General features: G+C 63.9%; 17 protein-coding genes and 1 pseudogene. 7 read left to right on the top strand and 11 right to left on the bottom strand.

Going from position 1 to position 18,579, the window contains the following annotated elements; all coding sequences use genetic code 11:
* The first annotated feature begins 101 nt into the window (after positions 1-101).
* Together HNP00_RS15700 and disA are read left to right on the top strand one after the other, a co-directional pair.
* Complete coding sequence (locus tag HNP00_RS15700) at positions 102-374, top strand: hypothetical protein (protein ID WP_184740663.1); 273 nt, start codon at positions 102-104, stop codon at positions 372-374.
* Positions 375-608: 234 nt separating this feature from the next.
* The gene (gene disA / locus HNP00_RS15695; protein WP_184740662.1) at positions 609-1,685 is read left to right on the top strand and encodes a DNA integrity scanning diadenylate cyclase DisA; all 1,077 of its coding nucleotides are present in this window, start codon (positions 609-611) and stop codon (positions 1,683-1,685) included.
* A 21-nt stretch (positions 1,686-1,706) separates the two neighbouring features.
* Here disA and HNP00_RS15690 read toward each other — a convergent pair whose 3' ends face one another.
* Positions 1,707-2,219: a hypothetical protein gene (locus tag HNP00_RS15690; protein ID WP_311770591.1), complete on the bottom strand. Its 513-nt coding sequence runs from the start codon at positions 2,217-2,219 to the stop codon at positions 1,707-1,709.
* A 369-nt stretch (positions 2,220-2,588) separates the two neighbouring features.
* On the opposite strand from HNP00_RS15690, the gene HNP00_RS15685 reads away from it, so the two are divergent.
* On the top strand, positions 2,589-3,557 hold the full coding sequence (locus tag HNP00_RS15685) for an A/G-specific adenine glycosylase (RefSeq protein ID WP_184740660.1): 969 nt from the start codon (positions 2,589-2,591) through the stop codon (positions 3,555-3,557).
* A gap of 35 nt (positions 3,558-3,592) precedes the next feature.
* On the opposite strand, the gene HNP00_RS15680 is transcribed toward HNP00_RS15685, so the two are convergent.
* Positions 3,593-4,264 (bottom strand): class I SAM-dependent methyltransferase, encoded by a 672-nt coding sequence (locus HNP00_RS15680; RefSeq protein ID WP_260405007.1) that lies wholly within the window; start codon positions 4,262-4,264, stop codon positions 3,593-3,595.
* A gap of 491 nt (positions 4,265-4,755) precedes the next feature.
* On the opposite strand from HNP00_RS15680, the gene HNP00_RS23670 reads away from it, so the two are divergent.
* On the top strand, positions 4,756-4,938 hold the full coding sequence (locus tag HNP00_RS23670; RefSeq protein WP_311770590.1) for a hypothetical protein: 183 nt from the start codon (positions 4,756-4,758) through the stop codon (positions 4,936-4,938).
* A gap of 59 nt (positions 4,939-4,997) precedes the next feature.
* Here the strand turns inward: HNP00_RS23670 and dhaM are convergent, their stop codons facing one another.
* The 9 genes and pseudogenes from dhaM to lysS form a co-directional block, all read right to left on the bottom strand.
* Positions 4,998-5,693, bottom strand: coding sequence for a dihydroxyacetone kinase phosphoryl donor subunit DhaM (gene dhaM / locus HNP00_RS15670; RefSeq protein ID WP_184740658.1), 696 nt, complete (start codon positions 5,691-5,693; stop codon positions 4,998-5,000).
* Positions 5,690-6,340 (bottom strand): dihydroxyacetone kinase subunit DhaL, encoded by a 651-nt coding sequence (gene dhaL / locus HNP00_RS15665; protein ID WP_184740657.1) that lies wholly within the window; start codon positions 6,338-6,340, stop codon positions 5,690-5,692. The genes dhaM and dhaL overlap by 4 nt, the downstream gene beginning before the upstream one ends.
* A gap of 2 nt (positions 6,341-6,342) precedes the next feature.
* A complete protein-coding gene (gene dhaK, locus HNP00_RS15660) occupies positions 6,343-7,344 on the bottom strand; it encodes a dihydroxyacetone kinase subunit DhaK (RefSeq protein ID WP_184740656.1) in 1,002 nt (333 codons plus the stop codon).
* 486 nt (positions 7,345-7,830) lie between these two features.
* On the bottom strand, positions 7,831-8,340 hold the full coding sequence (locus tag HNP00_RS15655) for an amino-acid N-acetyltransferase (RefSeq protein ID WP_184740655.1): 510 nt from the start codon (positions 8,338-8,340) through the stop codon (positions 7,831-7,833).
* 86 nt (positions 8,341-8,426) lie between these two features.
* A pseudogene (locus HNP00_RS15650) lies at positions 8,427-10,530 on the bottom strand (prolyl oligopeptidase family serine peptidase).
* Between the two features lie 150 nt (positions 10,531-10,680).
* Positions 10,681-13,173 carry an ATP-dependent Clp protease ATP-binding subunit gene (locus HNP00_RS15645; protein ID WP_184740654.1) on the bottom strand — a complete coding sequence of 831 codons (2,493 nt, stop codon included), beginning with the start codon at positions 13,171-13,173 and terminating at the stop codon, positions 10,681-10,683.
* Positions 13,174-13,550: 377 nt separating this feature from the next.
* On the bottom strand, positions 13,551-13,877 hold the full coding sequence (locus HNP00_RS15640; protein WP_184740653.1) for an Lsr2 family protein: 327 nt from the start codon (positions 13,875-13,877) through the stop codon (positions 13,551-13,553).
* A 109-nt stretch (positions 13,878-13,986) separates the two neighbouring features.
* On the bottom strand, positions 13,987-14,193 hold the full coding sequence (locus HNP00_RS15635; RefSeq protein ID WP_184740846.1) for a hypothetical protein: 207 nt from the start codon (positions 14,191-14,193) through the stop codon (positions 13,987-13,989).
* A 2-nt stretch (positions 14,194-14,195) separates the two neighbouring features.
* Entirely contained in the window at positions 14,196-15,725 is a 1,530-nt protein-coding gene (lysS, locus tag HNP00_RS15630; protein ID WP_184740652.1) for a lysine--tRNA ligase, read from the bottom strand.
* Between the two features lie 98 nt (positions 15,726-15,823).
* On the opposite strand from lysS, the gene HNP00_RS15625 reads away from it, so the two are divergent.
* Genes HNP00_RS15625 through HNP00_RS15615 form a run of 3 tightly spaced genes read left to right on the top strand, consistent with a single transcriptional unit; the run spans position 15,824 to position 18,441 of the window.
* Entirely contained in the window at positions 15,824-16,717 is an 894-nt protein-coding gene (locus tag HNP00_RS15625; RefSeq protein WP_184740651.1) for an alpha/beta fold hydrolase, read from the top strand.
* Between the two features lie 4 nt (positions 16,718-16,721).
* Complete coding sequence (locus HNP00_RS15620; protein WP_184740650.1) at positions 16,722-17,576, top strand: alpha/beta fold hydrolase; 855 nt, start codon at positions 16,722-16,724, stop codon at positions 17,574-17,576.
* 31 nt (positions 17,577-17,607) lie between these two features.
* A complete protein-coding gene (locus HNP00_RS15615; protein WP_184740649.1) occupies positions 17,608-18,441 on the top strand; it encodes an alpha/beta fold hydrolase in 834 nt (277 codons plus the stop codon).
* Positions 18,442-18,579 lie beyond the last annotated feature (138 nt).

Genomic DNA, 18,579 nt, shown 5'->3' with positions numbered 1-18,579 from the left:
CGGTCCGGCTCATCAGGGTTGCGAAGACGTACCGCCAGGAAAACACACGAAAGCCGGCGTTGGCACGAAAAGCCGGCGTTGGCACGAAAGGACAGGCATCAATGAAACCAGGGAATGGCTTGTTCTACGATCCCCTCGGCCCTTCCTCTGCCGCGGGCAACGCAGCGGGCACTCCTGCGGCCACCGCTACGAGCACCTCTGCGCCCAGGAGTGGGCCCCCGGCCGGTCACGGCCCGGACAGTTCCCTTGGCGGATCTCAGGCTGCGGCGAGGCAGGTACACCCGGACGCCGGAAGGGGTCCGGCGCGTGAAGCAGCGCTGCTCAGCGTGCGGCGCGACCTCGAGCGGCTCGCCCGGCTTCGAATGACTCCCTGAGTTCGCGCGGATCCAGCACAAAGTGGCGGTCTGGCGGCCGCCGTCGAACGCGTTTCGAAGCACTCTTCACTTAACCTTCTTTGGGGCACTTTAAGGCTTGCCTGTGCGGTTCTTGCCGGTCTATACCTCTATCATTGAGCTTGCGGGAAACCTAGTACTTTGATCCTGCCGGCTCACTGCTGAAAACCGGCATAATCGCGGGCGCGTCTGCTTGCACCGTTGAAGGGAACACCTATGGCTCGGAGCCCCGAAGAATCGCTCAAGGCGACTCTGGGCAGGGTGGCCCCCGGAACGCCGCTGCGCGACGGCCTGGAACGCATCCTTCGTGGGCGCACTGGCGCCCTGATCGTGCTGGGTACGGACCGGACCATCGAGTCGATCTGCTCAGGCGGCTTTGAAATCGGCATCGACTTCTCCCCGACACGCTTGCGTGAGCTTGCGAAGATGGACGGTGCCATCATCTGCGACAAGGACGCCGGGAACATCCTCCGTGCCGCAGTCCAGCTTGTGCCGGACTCCAGCATCGAGACCCAGGAATCAGGCACGCGTCACCGGACAGCCGAGCGCGTCGCCATCCAGACCGGGGTGCCGGTGATTTCGGTCAGCCAATCCATGCAGATCATCGCACTGTACGTCAACGGGCTGCGACACGTCCTGGAGGGTTCCGAGAAGGTCCTCGCCCGCGCCAACCAGGCCCTCGCAACCCTTGAACGCTACAGCGCCCGATTGGACCAGGTCACCAGCGCCCTCTCGGCCCTCGAGATTGAGGCCATGGTTACCGTCCGGGATGTGGCAGTCACCCTGCAGCGCCAGGAAATGGTCCGGCGCATCGCCGAGGAAATCGCGCAGTATGTCCTGGAACTGGGCGAGGACGGCAGGTTGCTCTCCCTTCAGTTGGAGGAGCTCACCATGGGCCGTGGCCCGGGCAGCGACGTCATCATTCGCGATTATGCCGGCGCGGACGCCTCACCGGAAGAGATCGACGCCGCGGTGCAGGCACTCCTGGATCTTGGCCCGACGGAGCTGATTGACCTTGGCAAGATTGCGGGCATCATCGGTTTCGCCGGGGGCATGGATGTGCTCGACGCCGGTGTGCAGCCGCGGGGCTACCGTCTCCTGTCAGGGCTGAAGTCGGTTCCGAAAGCGGTGGCCGACCGTTTGGTGGAGCATTTCGGGGGCCTCCAGAACCTCATGGCGGCCACCATCGACGATCTCATGACCGTGGACGGCATCGGCGACCAGCGCGCCAGGACCGTCCGCGAAGGGCTCAGCCGCATGGCCGAGGCCAGCCTGCTGGACCGGTTCCTCTAGCGTCCCACCCACCGGCTCGCGTTAGCCGAGCTGGAAGATGGCCTTGGTGCTCACTTTGTTTCCCAGGGTGGCCTTGAACGTGTACGTGCCGTTGGCCGGCTTTGCCGAGACCACGCCGCAGCCTTCCGACGTCCTGTTGCGTTGCCACGAGAAGTTGGCCATCTCGCTCTTGCCCGGATCAATCTGCTTCACGAGGTCCTCGCTCTTCGCTTGGCAGTCCTTCGAAGAGAAAATCCGGTCGTCGCCGCTCATCACCAGGAACTCCATCTGGGACGTGCCAACGTTGACCTGGCACGGAGCCGCTCCGCCGTTGGTGATCTTCATGCTCAGCAACGGGTTCTGCCCAGCTGCATAGACGGCCTGGTCCGTGGATGCGGTTACGGTCACGAGGTTGAGGTCGCAGACCGGGGTCGCAGAGGGGGTCGCGGCGGCCGCAACCGGGGCCGACGAAGGGGTTTGGACCGCCGGAACAGCTCCACTGGCATCGTTCTTGGACGCACCGGAATCAGCCTTGCTTGCAAGGGAGGAACTCACGGCCACAGCCCCGGCCACGAGCATCGCCAAGATCACTAGCAAGGCACCAAAAACTACCAGTCTCCGACGGCGGTAAACGGCGGGGCTCGGCCGGCGCCTTTGAGGTCGCCCTGCATTCTTTGAACGGCTTGCGCCTGCGGTCCGGGCAGGGCTTTTTGCCGACGGCGACGTGCGCGCCCTCGGCGGTTGCTTGCCCCTGTTGACCATTCTTCTAGGCTAGGCAACACCAGCCCGGGATGGCGTCGCACCACGCCGCCGGGGCCTGATCGGAGCCAGTATGACGTCCGTCATCCCTGGCCGGCTCCATTACAGTTGATGGCAGGAATCGGCCGCTATCAGGGCCCGCCACGAACCGCAGCGAGGATCCCCATGTCACTGCCAGGCGCCGCTGAACTTGCCGGCACCCATCACCTCACGGACTTGCACCTGTCCATCGGCCGTTGGTTCTCTGAGAAGGCCCGGGTGTTGCCGTGGCGGTCGCCGGACTGCAGCCCGTGGGGAATCCTGGTCAGCGAGGTGATGCTGCAGCAGACCCCTGTGGTTCGCGTCCTGCCAGTGTGGGAAGACTGGATGGAGCGCTGGCCTCAACCTGCGGATCTCGCGAGGGAGGCTTCGGGCGAGGCCGTGCGGCATTGGGGCAGGCTCGGTTATCCCCGCCGCGCGCTGAGGCTCCACGCGGCCGCCGTCGCGATGGTGGAACAGCATGGCGGAAACGTGCCGGACACGCATAGCGCGCTGCTGAGCCTTCCCGGCGTCGGCGACTACACAGCCGCGGCGGTAGCCGCTTTTGCCTTTGGGCGGCGCGAAACCGTGGTGGATACGAACATCCGGCGCGTGCATGCACGGCTCGTTTCGGGATTGGCGCTGCCAGCGCCGTCGCTCACTGCGTCCGAGATGCGCCTCGCCGAATCGCTCATGCCCAACGACGTACGGCTCTCCGTCCGGTGGAACGCTTCCGTCATGGAACTCGGTGCGCTGGTGTGCACGGCCCGCTCCCCCAAGTGCTCAGACTGCCCGGTTCGCGAGTCCTGCGCATGGCTTACCGCGGGCGAGCCGCCGCCGACATACACGCCCAAAGGCCAGGCGTGGCACGGCACGGACCGGCAGCTCCGGGGCGCGGTCATGGCCGTGTTGCGTGTGGCCGCTTCGCCCGTGGCACGGGAACTGTTCGAGCGTCCCGCAGCTGACCTTGGCTTTGCCGCCGACGGCGCCGAGGTGCCACTTGCCGCCCTCCACCGCTTGAACTCGGCCCCTGAGCAACTGGAACGCGCTCTCGAGGGACTCCTGCGCGACGGTCTGGCCGAGGTGCACGACGGCGGGCTGCGGCTCCCGGCGTGAGGTTCCATTTCGCTGTTTCCGCCATGCTGCTTCCTTCAGACGCGGGTTGGCTTGCGGGCCAGAAGGAAGGCCTGCGGGGTTTTCTCGTACCTGTCGTCTGGTTCGCGGACTAGCTGCGCCTCCACAACGAGCCCTGCCTGACGCAGGAGTTCCGCGATACGTTCAGGTGGCAAGCGGTAGGCATCGAGGTCGATCTCGTGGCCGTAGGCGAAATCCAGGTGCCGGGGTTCGTCGCCCGCCTGAAACGCAAGCAGGAGCAGTCCGCCGTCCCCGAGGGTCCGATGGAATTGGGCGAACACCCCGGGCAACCGTGCCGGCGGTGTATGGATAATCGAATACCAGGCGACAATGCCACCCAACGCGCCGTCCGCCAGGTCCAGGGCCTCCATCGACCCTTCGGTAAACTGCAGGCCGGGGTGATCCCGGCGGGCTACTGCCACCATCTCCGGCGACAGGTCGACGCCGAAAGCCGCCAAGCCAAGGGATTGCAAGTGCGCCGTGATGCGCCCGGGACCGCAACCGACGTCTGCAACTGCCCCTCCTCCAGCCGCCTCCACGAGTTCGGCAAACGTGTCGAGCATGGCCCGGTCAAACGGCTTGGACGCGAGCTCGTCGCGCAGGAGTTCGGCGTAGTCGGCAGCTACCGTGTCATAGGCGGCGCGGGTGGCATGCACGTCCGCGGGTTCAGTCATGCCCAGTTCAGTCATGCCCAGAACCCTACTGCTTTTCGAACGGCCAAAGGCCTTGCGGTCTGAGTGCCAGAGGCCCGGCCGTGGGTCGCGGAACGCTTTGAGGTCGCGGAGCTGCAACGGTCCGTAGATGTCGGTAACGATGTGCCTGCCAGTTGCCGGCATGGCGTTCCGGGCACCTCTCCGCGGGAATATCCTCAATTATGCGAAGGTTCTGGGCCGCGATCGCTTTGATCACGACGGCGGCGCTCGGTTCGGGATGCCAACCTCAAGTGACCGTCTGCCCGGCAATTGCCATGGCCCCGGTGGTGTCTCTGACCGTTGCGGCAGAGTACGCGCCGATGGTCAAAACCGTCCATTTGAAAGCATGCCAAGACGGGAAATGCCGTGAGGCCGATCTGGAGTTGCGCCCAGGAAGTGCGTCAATCCCCGTAACCTGCGTCCCCGAACCTGGGGCGGCATGTTCGGCCGTCTCGTCCCCGGATGGTACGAGCTACGGATTCCTGAACATGGGGACATTGACGGCTTCTCCCATCAATGCCGAGGTGACCGGCTCAGACGCAAGCGGCGGAACCTTGCCTGCCAGGACATTGGACTTCACGCCAAAGAGCGCCAAACCCTGGGGCGAGCAGTGTCAGACCGTCATCACAGCCAGCCTCCTGTTGGACGCCAACGGCCTGCGACAGGCCTGAACTTCAGAGCCACTCAAAGACCCACGAAACCACCCCTTAGCCCCTCTCCCTCAGCCCCCTCAGATCTCCCCAAAGCCCTGTTCCACAAGCCGTCGGACGTAATTCACGGCTTTGGATGCGTCTTTGCCCCAGGCTTCCACCCTGAGCTTGCCGCCCTGACCCACGGCAAGGCTCATAAGTTCCATGATTGATGTGCCATCGACGCCGTTCACCGTTGCCTCGACGTCCAGGCCAGCCAGTCCACCCGCAATTTTCGCCGCGGGCCTGGCGTGCATTCCCATGGGATTGATGAGTTCGAATTCCTCGCTTTCCGCCGGTTCACCCCTGCCCTGGGATTGGACCGGCCCCGCGGCGTTTAACGTGGGCTGGGGTCCGAATCGAACCGATTCCGCGGCGGCCTTCACCGTGGCGGCCAGGGCACCACCTTGGGTGGCAACCGCGGCGGCAACGAGGCCTTCCACCAAGGGAGCGTCGGCAAGAAGAACCCTATCCGGCTCACTGCAGAACTCCAGTGCCGATTCCGCCGTCATGACTGCGGAGCCGAGGTCCGTCAGCACCACCAGCCCGTCCCCCGAGGCCTCGGCAAGTCCGGCCTCGAATGCCGCTATTGTTTTCTCCAGATCCGTGCCAACCCGTCCATCGTCCGTGCCACCAACGGGGTAGAACTTCACATCGGGCGCCATCTGAGCGGCCAATTCCACTGCGCCTTCCGCGATCTTCCGGCTGTGCGAGACCACCACCAAGCCCACCGTCATTCAGCGGACCCCTCGGGGAATCCCGCAGCGGTAGCTGCTGCGCGCAACAACAGGGCCGAAGACGCGGCTCCGGGATCACGGTGGCCGGCGCTGCGTTCACCGAGGTAGCTGGCGCGGCCCTTGCGGGCTACGAGGGGATCTGTTGTCACGGCTCCCACTTCGGCGGCCTCGGCCGCGGCAGCCAGCACCGCTACCGCATCTCCACCAACGGCCAGGACCTCATCCGCGGCTTCCACGGCAGGGGACCACGCATCCACCATGGTCTTGTCTCCTAGCTCCGCCTTGCCGCGGGCAACAATTCCGTCACGTGCCGCGGTCAACGCCCCGGCGAGCGCCACAGCATCAATCTCTGTGCTTTCTCCCAGTGCCGTCGCGGCCCGCAGATATGCGGTTCCGTACAACGGACCGGCCGCCCCACCCACCTTGGACATCAGGGCCATCGCGGCCAGCTTCAGTGCGGCACCGGGTGTTTCCGGTGGAGTCTGGGCGATCTTCTCCATGACCGCCTGGAATCCGCGGTCCATGTTTTCGCCGTGGTCCGAGTCCCCAATCGCACGGTCCAACGCGATCAGCTCCTCACGATGCTCGGACATGAGCCGTGCGGAGAGCGTCAACCATTGAACCGCCCAGTCGACCCCCAGACCCACAGTCACATCCCCCAACGCAGGGCAGGAGTGTGGACAGGTGCATCCCACAGGGAAGTCAGTTCGTCATCGAGCCGCAGCACGGATATGGAGCAGCCCTGCATCTCAAGCGACGTGACGTAGTTGCCCACTAGCGAGCGTTCCACTTTGGCTCCTCTTTCGGCGAGGATCTGGGCCGCCCGCCGGTAAACGATGTACAGCTCGCTGAGGGGCGTGCCACCCATTCCGTTGACGAAGAGCAGCACTTCTTCACCGGCCCGGATCGCCAGGTCTTCAAGGACGGGATCCAACAAGCGGCTAGTGATGGCGTCGGCGCCCTCCATCGCGATCCGGTGCCTGCCAGGCTCACCGTGAATGCCTATCCCGATTTCAATCTCGTCGTCAGCAAGCTCGAAGCTGGGCACCCCGGCATGGGGCACGGTGCAGCCGGACAAGGCCACGCCCATAGTGCGCACATTGCGGACAACCCCTTCTGCCACACCGGCGACGGCGTCCAGCGAGTCCCCGCGTTCGGCGGCCGCCCCAGCAATCTTTTCCACCAGCACAGTGCCTCCCACGCCGCGCCGGCCTGCGGTGTACAGCGAATCCTCCACCGCGACGTCGTCGTTGACGAGAACAGTTCGGACGCTGATTCCTTCGGCTTGGGCCATCTCTGCCGCGGTCTCGAAGTTCAGGACGTCACCGGTGTAGTTCTTCACGATGTGTATGACGCCGGCCCCAGAATCGACTGCCGCAGTGGCGGGAATGATCTGGTCAGGCGTAGGCGAGGTGAAGACGGCACCCGGCACGGCGGCGTCGAGCATCCCGTGACCCACAAAACCGGCATGAAGCGGCTCATGACCGCTTCCGCCTCCCGACACAAGCGCCACCTTGCCGGCCACCGGCGCACCTTTTCGGACGACGAAGATGGGATCCGTGTGGACGTCCACGAGGTCGGCATGAGCCATGCCAAATCCTTCGACGGACTCGTCCACCACCGAACGGGGATCGTTGATGAGCTTTTTCATGACTCGCTCCTGGGCGTTGCTGGTAGGTGATTTGACCCTACTACCAGCGCCCCGGGCACGGTAGGGGAACGGTTCCGTATGTGGAAAGCCGCGCCGGAGAACACAGAAGGGACAGCCCCCAATGGCTGTCCCTTCTCAAAGGTTCTGGTTTGCGCCTGGTTAGTGCGGCGGCCCGCCGGCCTTCAATCGGCCGGTGCTGGGGTCCTGGGCCGTTACGCCCGTGGCCAACGGGTCCGGCCAGAGATCCGCACACGCTTCCCGCATGCAGCCACCCGTCCCGCGCTTGCGCGACTCCGGTGTGGAGCCAGGGCGCGGTATGTCTATCTGGAAACCTGAAAAGTCTGGAAACATAACGTGGTATTTCATTTTCGCCTCCACAGTATGGTTGGCTCGCCGCAACCGAGCCTCGATTAGTTTATCCATCAAGTTGATATACGTAAAGACTCGATGGCCAGCTATTCAGGGACCGGGGAGAAGAAACCGGAGCTAGAGGATCTTGATCATTCGGGTATTGCCCAGGGTGTTGGGCTTAACCCGCGCCAGATCGAGGAACTCAGCTATGCCTTCGTCATGGGAACGGAGCAATTCCGAGTAGACCTGGGGGTCCACTGCTGTTTGGTCCTCCATGACTTCGAATCCGTGGCGCTTGAAGAAGTCCACTTCGAAAGTCAGGCAGAAAACCCGCGCAACGCCCAAGGCGCGGGCGTCCTCCAGGAGCTGCTGAACAAGGACGTGGCCCACGCCCTTGCCGCGCCAATCGTCGTCCGCCGCCAGAGTGCGCACCTCGGCCAGGTCCTCCCACATAACGTGCAAGGCCCCGCAACCGATCACCTCACCGTCGCACGATTCGGCAATCCGGAACTCCTGAAGGCTCTCATAGTAGGCCACCGTCTCCTTGGCCATCAGGATTCGCTGCTCCGCCAAGGGCGCCACAAGCCTCTTGATCGCGGCAACATCGCCGGTGCGGGCAGGGCGGATACTGAACGTCGGAGTCACAGCCCCATCCTATGTCCAGCGAGCCGCCTGCCCGCTCAGGCGACCCCGGCCTGAAGCCTTAGCGCCCCCATCCCTGCACCTCATCACTACAGCCCGAGGTCCTCAGGAACGGCGATGTCTTGCCCGAGTACCTGCTTGGCCAGGAAGTGCTCCACAACGCCGTACCAGACCTTGGCGTGCTGCGGCTGCAGGATCCAATGGTTCTCGTCCGGGAAGTACAGGAAGCGGTGCTGGGTCTCGCCGTTGTCATCGGCAGGCAGACCGGAGCTGGAGAGGAGTTCGTACCAAAGCCTCAGGCCTTCGCCGATCGGCACCCGATAGTCCTTGTCACCATGGATCACGAGCATGGGCGTATTGATCTTTCCGACATGGAGATGGGGCGAGTTCTCCATGGCCATCTCTACGGTCATTTCCTTGAGCCAATACTGCGAAGCGTCCGTGGTGGGGCCGAACTGGTCCAAGGCCCACAAACTGGCGTGGGTCACGATCGCCTTGAAGCGGTCAGTCTGCCCGGCCACCCAGTTGGCCATGTATCCGCCGAATGACCCACCCATGGCGGCCGTCCGCGACTCGTCAATGTCAGGCCGCCGGACCACTGCGTCGGTAATGGACATGAGGTCCGTAAACGGCGCTTTGCCCCACTCACCCCAGCCGCGCTGGATGAATTGCTGGCCGTACCCGGTGGACAGGGCGGGGTCGGGCAACAGTACGGCATAGCCCTTGGACACGAGCAGCCAAGGGTTCCACCGCCAGGTCCAGGCATTCCACGAGCCCAAGGGGCCACCGTGGATCCACAGGAGCAAAGGTGCTGGATTCGCCTCCGATGCCCCTTCCGGGAGCGCGAGGTAGGCCGGAACCCGGGAGCCGTCCGCCGCGGTCGCCTTCACCCGCTCCAACGATCCCTTGATGTTGGGACGCTCCGCGGGCGCGGGGAGCCGTTCGACGCCGCCCGTGGCGAGGTCGATCCGGACGGCTTCCGCCGGGAATTGGTAAGAGCTGCGGAGCGCGAACGCGCTCAGCCCATCCGGGGAAACCACGACGTCGGTATACGCCGCTGCGTCACGCGTCACCCGGGTGACGGTACCGTCAGCGACGCCGACCCGGAAGACCGGCGTGGCGCCGTCGTCGTCGGCTGTGACGAGGAGCGAGCGCGCATCCGGAAGCCACGCCGCCGGACTGCCCCAGCGGTCCCAGCCCGGCGCGAGCGGCTCAAGGTCAAGGGTTTCTCCGGCGGCGACGTTCAAGAGGTGCAGCTTGACCTGGGGCGCCTCCCTTGGAGTGCTATCGCTTTCACTGACCACCGCAAGCATGGTGCCGTCAGGGCTGACCGGGCCCTGGAAATAGCTCATCCCCTCTTGGTCCAAAAGCACCTTGAGGGACCCGGATGCGACATCGACAGCGGCGAGCACAAAGCGCGTGTCCGCCTTCGCGAGCGGCTTGGCCAGGCTCGTGTAGATCGTCTTGCCGTCTGGACTGACCACGGCGTGGGTGTTGCGGAGGTTGCCACCGACGTCGGGAGTCAGATTGCGCAGTTTCAGGGGCGCGATAGCGTCCACGGTCGCGGGCTTTCCCGACTCAGCCACGTCCCCGTTTTCCACAGCAAACAGCCTAGGCTGGGCTGGGCCGAGATCGGCGTCCCAGTAGCGAACCGGATAGCCCGTGTGCAGGATAGCCGCCACCTTGTTGTCCTTCCGGGCCTTGCGGCGCTCCTCGTCGCTTTCCTCGTCAGTGGAACCAGCCAGGACCGAGGCCGTCACGAACGTGGCATCGGCGGCCGACGCAGCCATGACGCCTCCGACGCCGCCCGCGCGGGAGTGCACCACCCGGGCTTCCCCGCCGTCGGCAGGCAAGAGCCACAATGCGCTCACGGGATCGGCCTCAGGGCTGTCCGGGTCAGGACGGGCTGAAGTGAAGTAGAGGTCGCCGTTTGCGGCAAACACCGCACCGGTCTCGCCCTTGGCGCTGCGCGTGATGCGGCGTGCGTGCTTCTTTCCCACGGGATCGAGCTCCCAAAGGGCCGTGACGTATTCCGTGCCCTTGGCGTTGAGGGTGGAAACCGTGGTGACCAGGCGGCTTCCGTCTGGACTGAGAGCCAGGCCACCAACCCGGGGGATGGCAAGGTAGTGGTCCAGATCGTGGAAAAGGAGTTTCGGGTTGTGTGCTCGGGGTCTCTGAGGCATTCGAATCCATGCTCCGATTCAACACTTAATGTGTGCCAGATCACAAAAGGTTCACTAAGAGTGAAACGGTACTTTCAGAATTAGCTGCGCAACACAAAAGCCCCGCCCGCTCCTTGCGGAGTGGGCGGGGCTATCGAGTCGGAACTGAGGCGCTCGGGGCTTAGGCGCTCGGAGCGATTTCCGGAATGCGCGGCTTGGCATTGCCGGCGAAGGTGAACTTGGCGTCGTCGCCTTCGCCGTCCACGTCGACCACCACGATGTCGCCGGTGTGCAGTTCACCGAAAAGGATCTTCTCGGAGAGCTGGTCCTCGATCTCGCGCTGGATGGTGCGGCGCAGCGGCCGGGCACCCATGGCGGGATCGTAGCCACGCGTGGCCAGGAGCACCTTGGCAGCCTTGGTGAGCTCGATGCCCATGTCCTTGTCCTTGAGGCGTGCCTCGAGGCGCGTGACGAACAGGTCAACGATCTCGATGATCTCGTCCTGCGTGAGCTGCGGGAACACCACGACGTCGTCAACGCGGTTGAGGAACTCGGGGCGGAAGTGCTGCTTGAGCTCTTCGGTGACCCGTGCCCGCATCCGGTTGTAGCCGGTGGTGGTGTCCGTGCCGGACTGGAAGCCCGTTGCGACGCTCTTGGAGATATCGCGGGTTCCCAGGTTGGTGGTCATGATGATCACCGTGTTCTTGAAGTCCACCACCCGGCCCTGGGAGTCGGTCAGTCGACCATCTTCCAGGATCTGCAGCAGCGAGTTGAAGAGATCGGCATGAGCCTTCTCCACTTCATCGAACAACACCACGGAGAACGGACGGCGGCGGACCTTTTCGGTCAGCTGCCCGCCCTCTTCGTAGCCGACGTAGCCCGGAGGAGCACCGAAAAGACGCGAAACCGTGTGCTTCTCGGAGTACTCGGACATGTCCAGCGTAATGAGGGCGTCCTCTTCACCGAACAGGAATTCGGCCAGCGCCTTGGCGAGTTCGGTCTTGCCGACGCCGGTAGGGCCGGCAAAGATGAACGAACCGCCCGGACGCTTGGGGTCCTTGAGGCCTGCACGGGTGCGGCGGATGGCCTGGGAGAGAGCACGGATGGCCTCATCCTGACCGACGACCCGCTTGTGCAGCTCGTCTTCCATCTTCAGCAGGCGGCTGGATTCTTCCTCGGTCAGCTTGAAGACAGGGATGCCGGTGGAGTTCGCGAGAACTTCGGCGATCAGGTCTTCGTCCACCTCGGAAATATCGTCCATGCCGCCAGACTTCCAGTTGCGTTCCTTCTCGGCACGCTCGGCAATGAGCTTCTGCTCCTTGTCGCGCAACGACGCGGCGCCTTCGAAGTCCTGGGCGTCGATGGCGGATTCCTTCTCCATCTTGACCTCGGCGATGCGCTCATCCATGGCCTTGAGCTCCGGCGGCGCCGTCATGCGGCGGATGCGCAGGCGAGCACCGGCTTCGTCGATCAGGTCGATCGCCTTGTCCGGAAGGAAACGGTCCGAAATGTAGCGCTCGGCCAGCGTTGCCGCGGAGGCAAGGGCACCGTCCGTGATGGTCACGCGGTGGTGCGCCTCGTAACGGTCACGCAGGCCCTTGAGGATCTCGATCGCATGCGCGACGGAAGGTTCTTTGACCTGGATCGGCTGGAAGCGGCGTTCCAGAGCTGCGTCCTTCTCAATGTGCTTGCGGTACTCGTCCAGGGTGGTGGCACCGATGGTCTGGAGTTCACCGCGGGCAAGCATCGGCTTCAGGATGGACGCGGCATCGATGGCACCTTCGGCCGCACCGGCGCCCACGAGGGTGTGGATCTCATCGATGAAGAGGATGATGTCGCCGCGGGTGCGGATTTCCTTGAGGACCTTCTTCAGGCGCTCTTCGAAGTCACCGCGGTAGCGGGAACCGGCCACGAGGGAACCGAGGTCGAGCGTGTACAGCTGCTTATCCTTGATGGTCTCCGGGACGTCCCCGCGGACGATCGCCTGGGCAAGGCCTTCGACGACGGCGGTCTTGCCGACGCCGGGCTCACCGATCAGGACGGGGTTGTTCTTGGTGCGCCGAGAGAGGACCTGCATGACGCGTTCCATCTCCAGCTCACGGCCGATCACAGGATCAAGCTTGTTTTCGCGCGCAGCCTGGGTGAGGTTGCGGCCAAACTGGTCCAGCACCACCGAACCGGCGGGAGTGCCTTCCTGCTGACCAGGTCCCGAGCCGGGGCCCGCGGCTTCCTTGCCCTGGTAGCCGGAGAGCAGCTGGATGACCTGCTGGCGGACCCGGTTGAGGTCGGCTCCAAGCTTGACAAGCACCTGCGCGGCAACGCCTTCGCCCTCACGGATGAGGCCCAGCAGGATGTGCTCGGTACCGATGTAGTTGTGGCCGAGCTGCAGGGCTTCCCGGAGCGAAAGCTCAAGTACCTTCTTGGCGCGCGGGGTGAAGGGGATGTGACCGGACGGAGCCTGCTGGCCCTGGCCGATGATCTCCTGTACCTGCTCGCGGACGCCATCGAGCGAAATGCTCAGGGACTCAAGCGCCTTGGCGGCAACGCCTTCACCCTCGTGGATCAGACCCAAGAGGATGTGCTCGGTACCGATGTAGTTGTGGTTGAGCATGCGTGCCTCTTCCTGGGCAAGCACAACAACGCGACGGGCACGGTCCGTAAATCTCTCAAACATTTCGCCACACTCCTAGCTACGACGTACTTTGATGCTACGTGGCAACGCAGGAATTTTGGGGCGTGTTCGCCACAGGGGAAACATGGCCGCACCGGGAATAAGTCCACTCACGCCGTGAAGGGTCCTTGGCGCGGCGTTGGGAACCAAACTCCGGATGTTCCGCGGCCTCGTGCGGCGCCGCCGCCGCCCTCACGAGCCGGGCCACCCGCCGTCGTTCTTCTCAGCAAACGTAGTGACTACATACCGAATATTCCCAGACGGCTCCAAGCCTTCAGATGAATAGTGCCGCCGTACTGCCAATCGACACGGGTAACCCGCGAAACGGACGCTGAAATGACAATACCCCGGCCCAAGGGCCGGGGTATTGATACTTGGTGTCAGGAATTTGCCTTCTGGTAGGCTTCCTGAATTTCGGCCTGAATGCGGCCTCGGCTGTTTACGGTATAACCGTTCTCGCGCGCCCATTGACGGATCTGTGCAGAGTCCTGGTTTCTCCCTGCGGCAACGCGGCTGCGCGTTGCACGACCAGTGGAGGTTTTGCGCGCTTTGGCCACAAACGGTCCCAGAGCGTCCCGCAGCTTGGCAGCGTTGGCACTGGACAGGTCCATTTCGTAACTGACTCCGTCAAGGCCGAAGCGGACAGTTTCATCCGCGGCGCCCTCATCCAGGTCGTCAACGAGGATAATTTTGACTTTCTGTGCCATGAAAAGACTCTCTTTTGGAGGGGTCGGATATGCAGAATAGCTGGACTACTTATTAAAGATTATAAGTCCAGGACATGGCACATCGTCAAAGACATCGCCAAAGACACTATTAAATCTTTGGGGAAGGCCGCGGGAAAGAGCTATTTGACAGGCGTTGAACCTCGCCCGCCGGGTTCGCAATTCCGAAACCGGCTTCTTCCTGGGCTCGGGCTTCTGCTTGGCGCTCCGATTTGTCCGCGTTGAAGATAGCCTTCATGGCAAACCAAAAGAGAAGCCCGACAACGACGGACGGCGCAAGAACGGCAATGTATTCCATGGTCAGTGCCCTTCGGGCTTGAGGAGTGGGAACAAGATGGTTTCCCGGATACCTGCTCCGGTGAACAGCATGACCAAACGGTCGATGCCCAAGCCGATGCCGCCCATGGGCGGAGCACCGTACTCAAGGGCTCTGAGGAAGTCCTCGTCCAGCTGCATGGCTTCAACGTCGCCGGCAGCCGAACGGCGCGACTGCTCGGTGAGTCGTTCGCGCTGGATGACGGGGTCGATCAGCTCTGAGAAGGCCGTGCCGCGTTCCATGCCACCGATGATGAGGTCCCAAGCCTCGATCAAGCGGCCGTCCTCCCGATGCGGGCGGGCGAGGGGCTGCGCGGAGGGCGGGTAGTTGTAGACGAAGGTGGGGTTGAGCAGCGTGGGCTCGACGATCTCGCCGAACAGTTCGACCACCAGCTTTTCGGCCTCCCACTTGGGATCCACCTTGACTTCGTGCTTAGCGGCAATCGCCAGCAGCTCCGCCACCGTGGTCTCGGGCGTAATCTCCTCGCCAATCGCCTCGGAGAGTCCCGGATAGACAGCGACCCAGGCCCATTCGCCGTCGAGGTCGATCTCTCCGGCGTCCGTCTGGATGGTGCGGGTACCCACGACGTCGGCGACGTTGAGGATGATTTCCTTCATGCGATCGGCCATGACGAATTGGTCTGCCCACGCCTCATAGCATTCCAAGGTGGTGAATTCCGGGCTGTGGGTGGAATCGACGCCTTCGTTGCGGAAGACGCGGCCCATGTCGTAAACGCGGTCAATTCCGCCCACCACCGCGCGCTTGAGGAAGAGCTCAGTGGCGATGCGCAACGTCATCTTCTGGTCGAACGCATTCATGTGCGTCTCGAACGGACGGGCTGTAGCGCCGCCGTGGACGAGCTGCAGGATGGGGGTCTCCACCTCCACATAGCCATGGCGGTCCAAAGTGTCGCGCACCGAGCGAGTGATCGCAGCACGGGTGTAGACCATTTCCCGGGCTTCATCGCGGACCATCAGGTCCACGTAGCGCTGCCTGACGCGAGTTTCCTCGTTCAGTTCAGCGTGTAGCACCGGCAGCGGGCGCAAAGCCTTGGAGGCCATGGACCAAGAGTCGGCCATGACGGACAGCTCGCCCCGGCGGGATGAAATGACCTCGCCCTTAATGAAAACGTGGTCTCCGAGGTCCACCAGCGCCTTCCAGTCCGCGAGGGTCTCCTCGCCGACGTTAGCCAGGCTGAGCATGGCCTGCAGGCGGACGCCTTTTCCGTCTGCCCCGCCTTCCTGGATGGTGGCGAAGCAGAGCTTGCCGGTATTGCGCACGAACACGACACGGCCGGTGACGCCCACGGTGTCGCCGGTGGTTTCGTCAGCCTGGAGGTGGGCGTACTTCTCGCGGATCTCGGCAAGGGAATGCGTCCGCTCAACACCCACAGGGTATGCCTCGGCGCCACGCTCGATCAGCTTGCTGCGCTTTTCCATGCGGATACGCATCTGTTCGCTGGCGTCGGCGGGCTCTGCGGCGTTGTGCTGGGCTGGGGTGTTTACGGAAGTCACAATCCCCAAGTTTACCGGGGATTCCTTGGAGTTCCCTACCGGAATTCCCCAGAGTTACCTACCCTCGCTCCCGGCGGCGGCCGACATAGACTCGGGCTGTGGAGACGTGGACAGTTAAGACGGACGACGACGGCGGCCACCTTGAGGTGCATTCCTTCCGTCCCGCGGCCGGGGCCTCCATTCCCGGCGCTCCGAGCGCGGCGGAGGGACCCGGCGTCCTACTTGTACACGGCACCTTGGTGACCGACTCCCTCTACTGGCCCTTCGCGAGGAACCTCAGCATCCTGCTTGGCCGGCCGGTGCATTCATACAACCGGCGCGGCCGCGGCCGCTCGGCACCGCAGCCGCCTGACTACTCCGCCGCGACAGAGACCAGCGATCTGCTTGCCGTGATGGAGGCGAGTGGCTCCACGGATGTTGTCGGGCATAGCTATGGCGGATTCGTGGCGCTCCAGGCAGCCTTGCGCGCGCCCATCTCCCGGATCGTCACTTACGACGCCGCGGTTTCCCTGTCCGGCAACCTGAACGGGCGCTGGCGACCGCAATTGGAAGAGGCCGTCACTGCGGGTCAGCTCGACCATGCATGGGCGCATTTGGTCCAAGGGCTGGCCACGGCCGGGCCGATTTCCTATTTGCCGCTCGGAGCGCTGCGGGTGCTCAGCATCCTCTCGGCCAAGACCAGGTTGGGAGCCGAGATGAGGGACTTGTTGCCGACGGCTGTGTCAGAGATGCGCGTGATCATCGACGCCGACTCACACATACAGGACTATGCGAAGTTGGAAACCCCAACCCTGATGCTCAGTGGCGGCTGGAGCCCGGCGTACTTCGCCGAAACCGGGCGGCAGCTTGCCGCCGCCGTCCCGGTGGTGGACTTCGCGATAGTCCCCCTGCAGTTCCATGAAGGCCCCCTCCGGCCGGGGAAGCATCTCGCGGCGAAAATCGCCCGCTACCTGGCCCAAGGGACGGGCGACGCCGGCGTCGCCCTAGGATGAAACGGTGAGAGAACGTGAGGTCCCCACGCCCGACGGCGGCAAGCTCGCCTTGTACAGTTACGGCTCGGTGGACGCTCCCGGAGAACGTCGCGTGCTGCTCATTGGCGGTGCATTCCTGACCGCACTCATCTATCGGCCATTTTCCATGGCCCTAGCCAGCGGGCTCGGCGAAGGGTGGGCAGTTGACGTCTACGACCGCAGGGGCCGGGGCAGCTCAACGGAGCTACCCGCAAACTACTCCATGGCCACGGAGATCGCGGACGTCCGCACCATCACGGACGCGACGGGCGCGAGGAACATCCTCGGCCACAGCCTCGGCGGATCCGTGGCACTGAACGCCGCGCAGGAGTTTGCGGGAACAAACTACGAACCGAACAAACTTGCCGTCTACGATGCCGCGGTCAACATCGACGGCAGTATGGACACGGGTTGGTTGGACGGCTTTGCGCAATCTGTGGATAGCGGAAATGTGGGACGTGCCATGGCGCGGATGAAGAAGGGCATGCAGCCCGGCACCGCCTTGGCCCGGATCCCGGAACCCATCCTGGCCGGGCTCATGGCCCTCGTCTCCCACACGAAGGTGAACAAGGTCCTCAGGGAACTCATGCCAACGGGCGTCGGCGAACTCAAAGCCGCCTACGACGAAGCTGCACACCCCCGGGACTTCTCTGTACTTCCTCGAAACACACGGTTCATGGTGGGTAGCAAGAGCCCCAAGTACTACAAGGTCACCGCCGAGCGACTGTACGCGGCCGTCCCTGGAAGCACGCTCGTGGTATCGCCGAAAGGCTTTCACGGGTCCGTCCCAGCAGCGGTCAAGGAACTTGTGGCGGACATTTCCAGCTATTTCAAGGACTGACGGAACCCGGCGGCTCCGTTAGGCTCGAAGCATGACGCGCGAGAACATCACAACAGCCGACGGCGGAACCCTCGAGCTCTTCACGACGGGTGGTGGGCTGGCCGCTGGCGGCTCCGGCGTCGTCGTCGTGCCCGCCTCAATGGTGACCGCCGCAGACTACTCCAGGTTTGCCCAGAAGCTCAGCGCCGCCCTCGGCCGCCCGGTCCACACTTTCAACCGCCGGGGCCGCGGCGAATCGTCGCCGCAGCCCAAGGATTACACGCTCGACGTGGACATCAGGGATCTTGCCGAGATCATGAAGCACACGTCAAGCACCGACGTTTTCGGGCACAGCTTCGGGGGTGCAGTGGCGCTGCACGCGGCACGAACGCTGCCTGTGGAACGCTTGGCGGTCTATGACCCCGCAGTTTCTGTCAACCACAGCGTGAAGGCCGACTGGACGAGCGAATACGAGCGCGCGACGGCGGCCGGAGACTTTGACCGCGGACTCGCAGTATTGGTGAAGGGCGTCGAAACCGAGGGCGCCTTCGCGAGGATGCCGCTCTCCATGCTGACCCTCGTCAACAAGCTGACGTCGGGCACCCCCATGGGTAAACAAATGCGTGAGCTCATGCAGGCCGGCGTGCGTGAGATCAAGGCAGTCATTGCCGCGGACATGCCCGCAGAGCCGTTCCTGGAGTTGCCGCTGGAGACGCTCATTGTAGTGGGCGAAAAGAGCCCGGCATACTTCGGGGTGGCGTGCGGCCAGATCCACGACGTCCTGTCCGGATCGAGCTACACCATCCTCTCCGGCCACGGCCACGACGGAGTAATCCGGGCTCCGGACAAACTCATCGCCGAGCTCTCCGACTTCTTCTCGGGCTAAACGCCCGCTCACCTCTGCCGGGTCCCGGGACCTTCCTGCCCGACGCCCGCTCGCTTATGGCGCCTTCCGGCGGGGCGGGTGCCCGGGGGCTGGGTGCCCGGGTGTGTAGGGGGGGTGGTTTAAATGGTTCAGGCCCCG

The organism is Arthrobacter sp. AZCC_0090, assembly GCF_014207375.1.
Taxonomy (GTDB): domain Bacteria; phylum Actinomycetota; class Actinomycetes; order Actinomycetales; family Micrococcaceae; genus Arthrobacter.
Note: the sequence above shows the minus strand (reverse complement) of the source record. Positions and strands in the feature narration are given on the sequence as shown.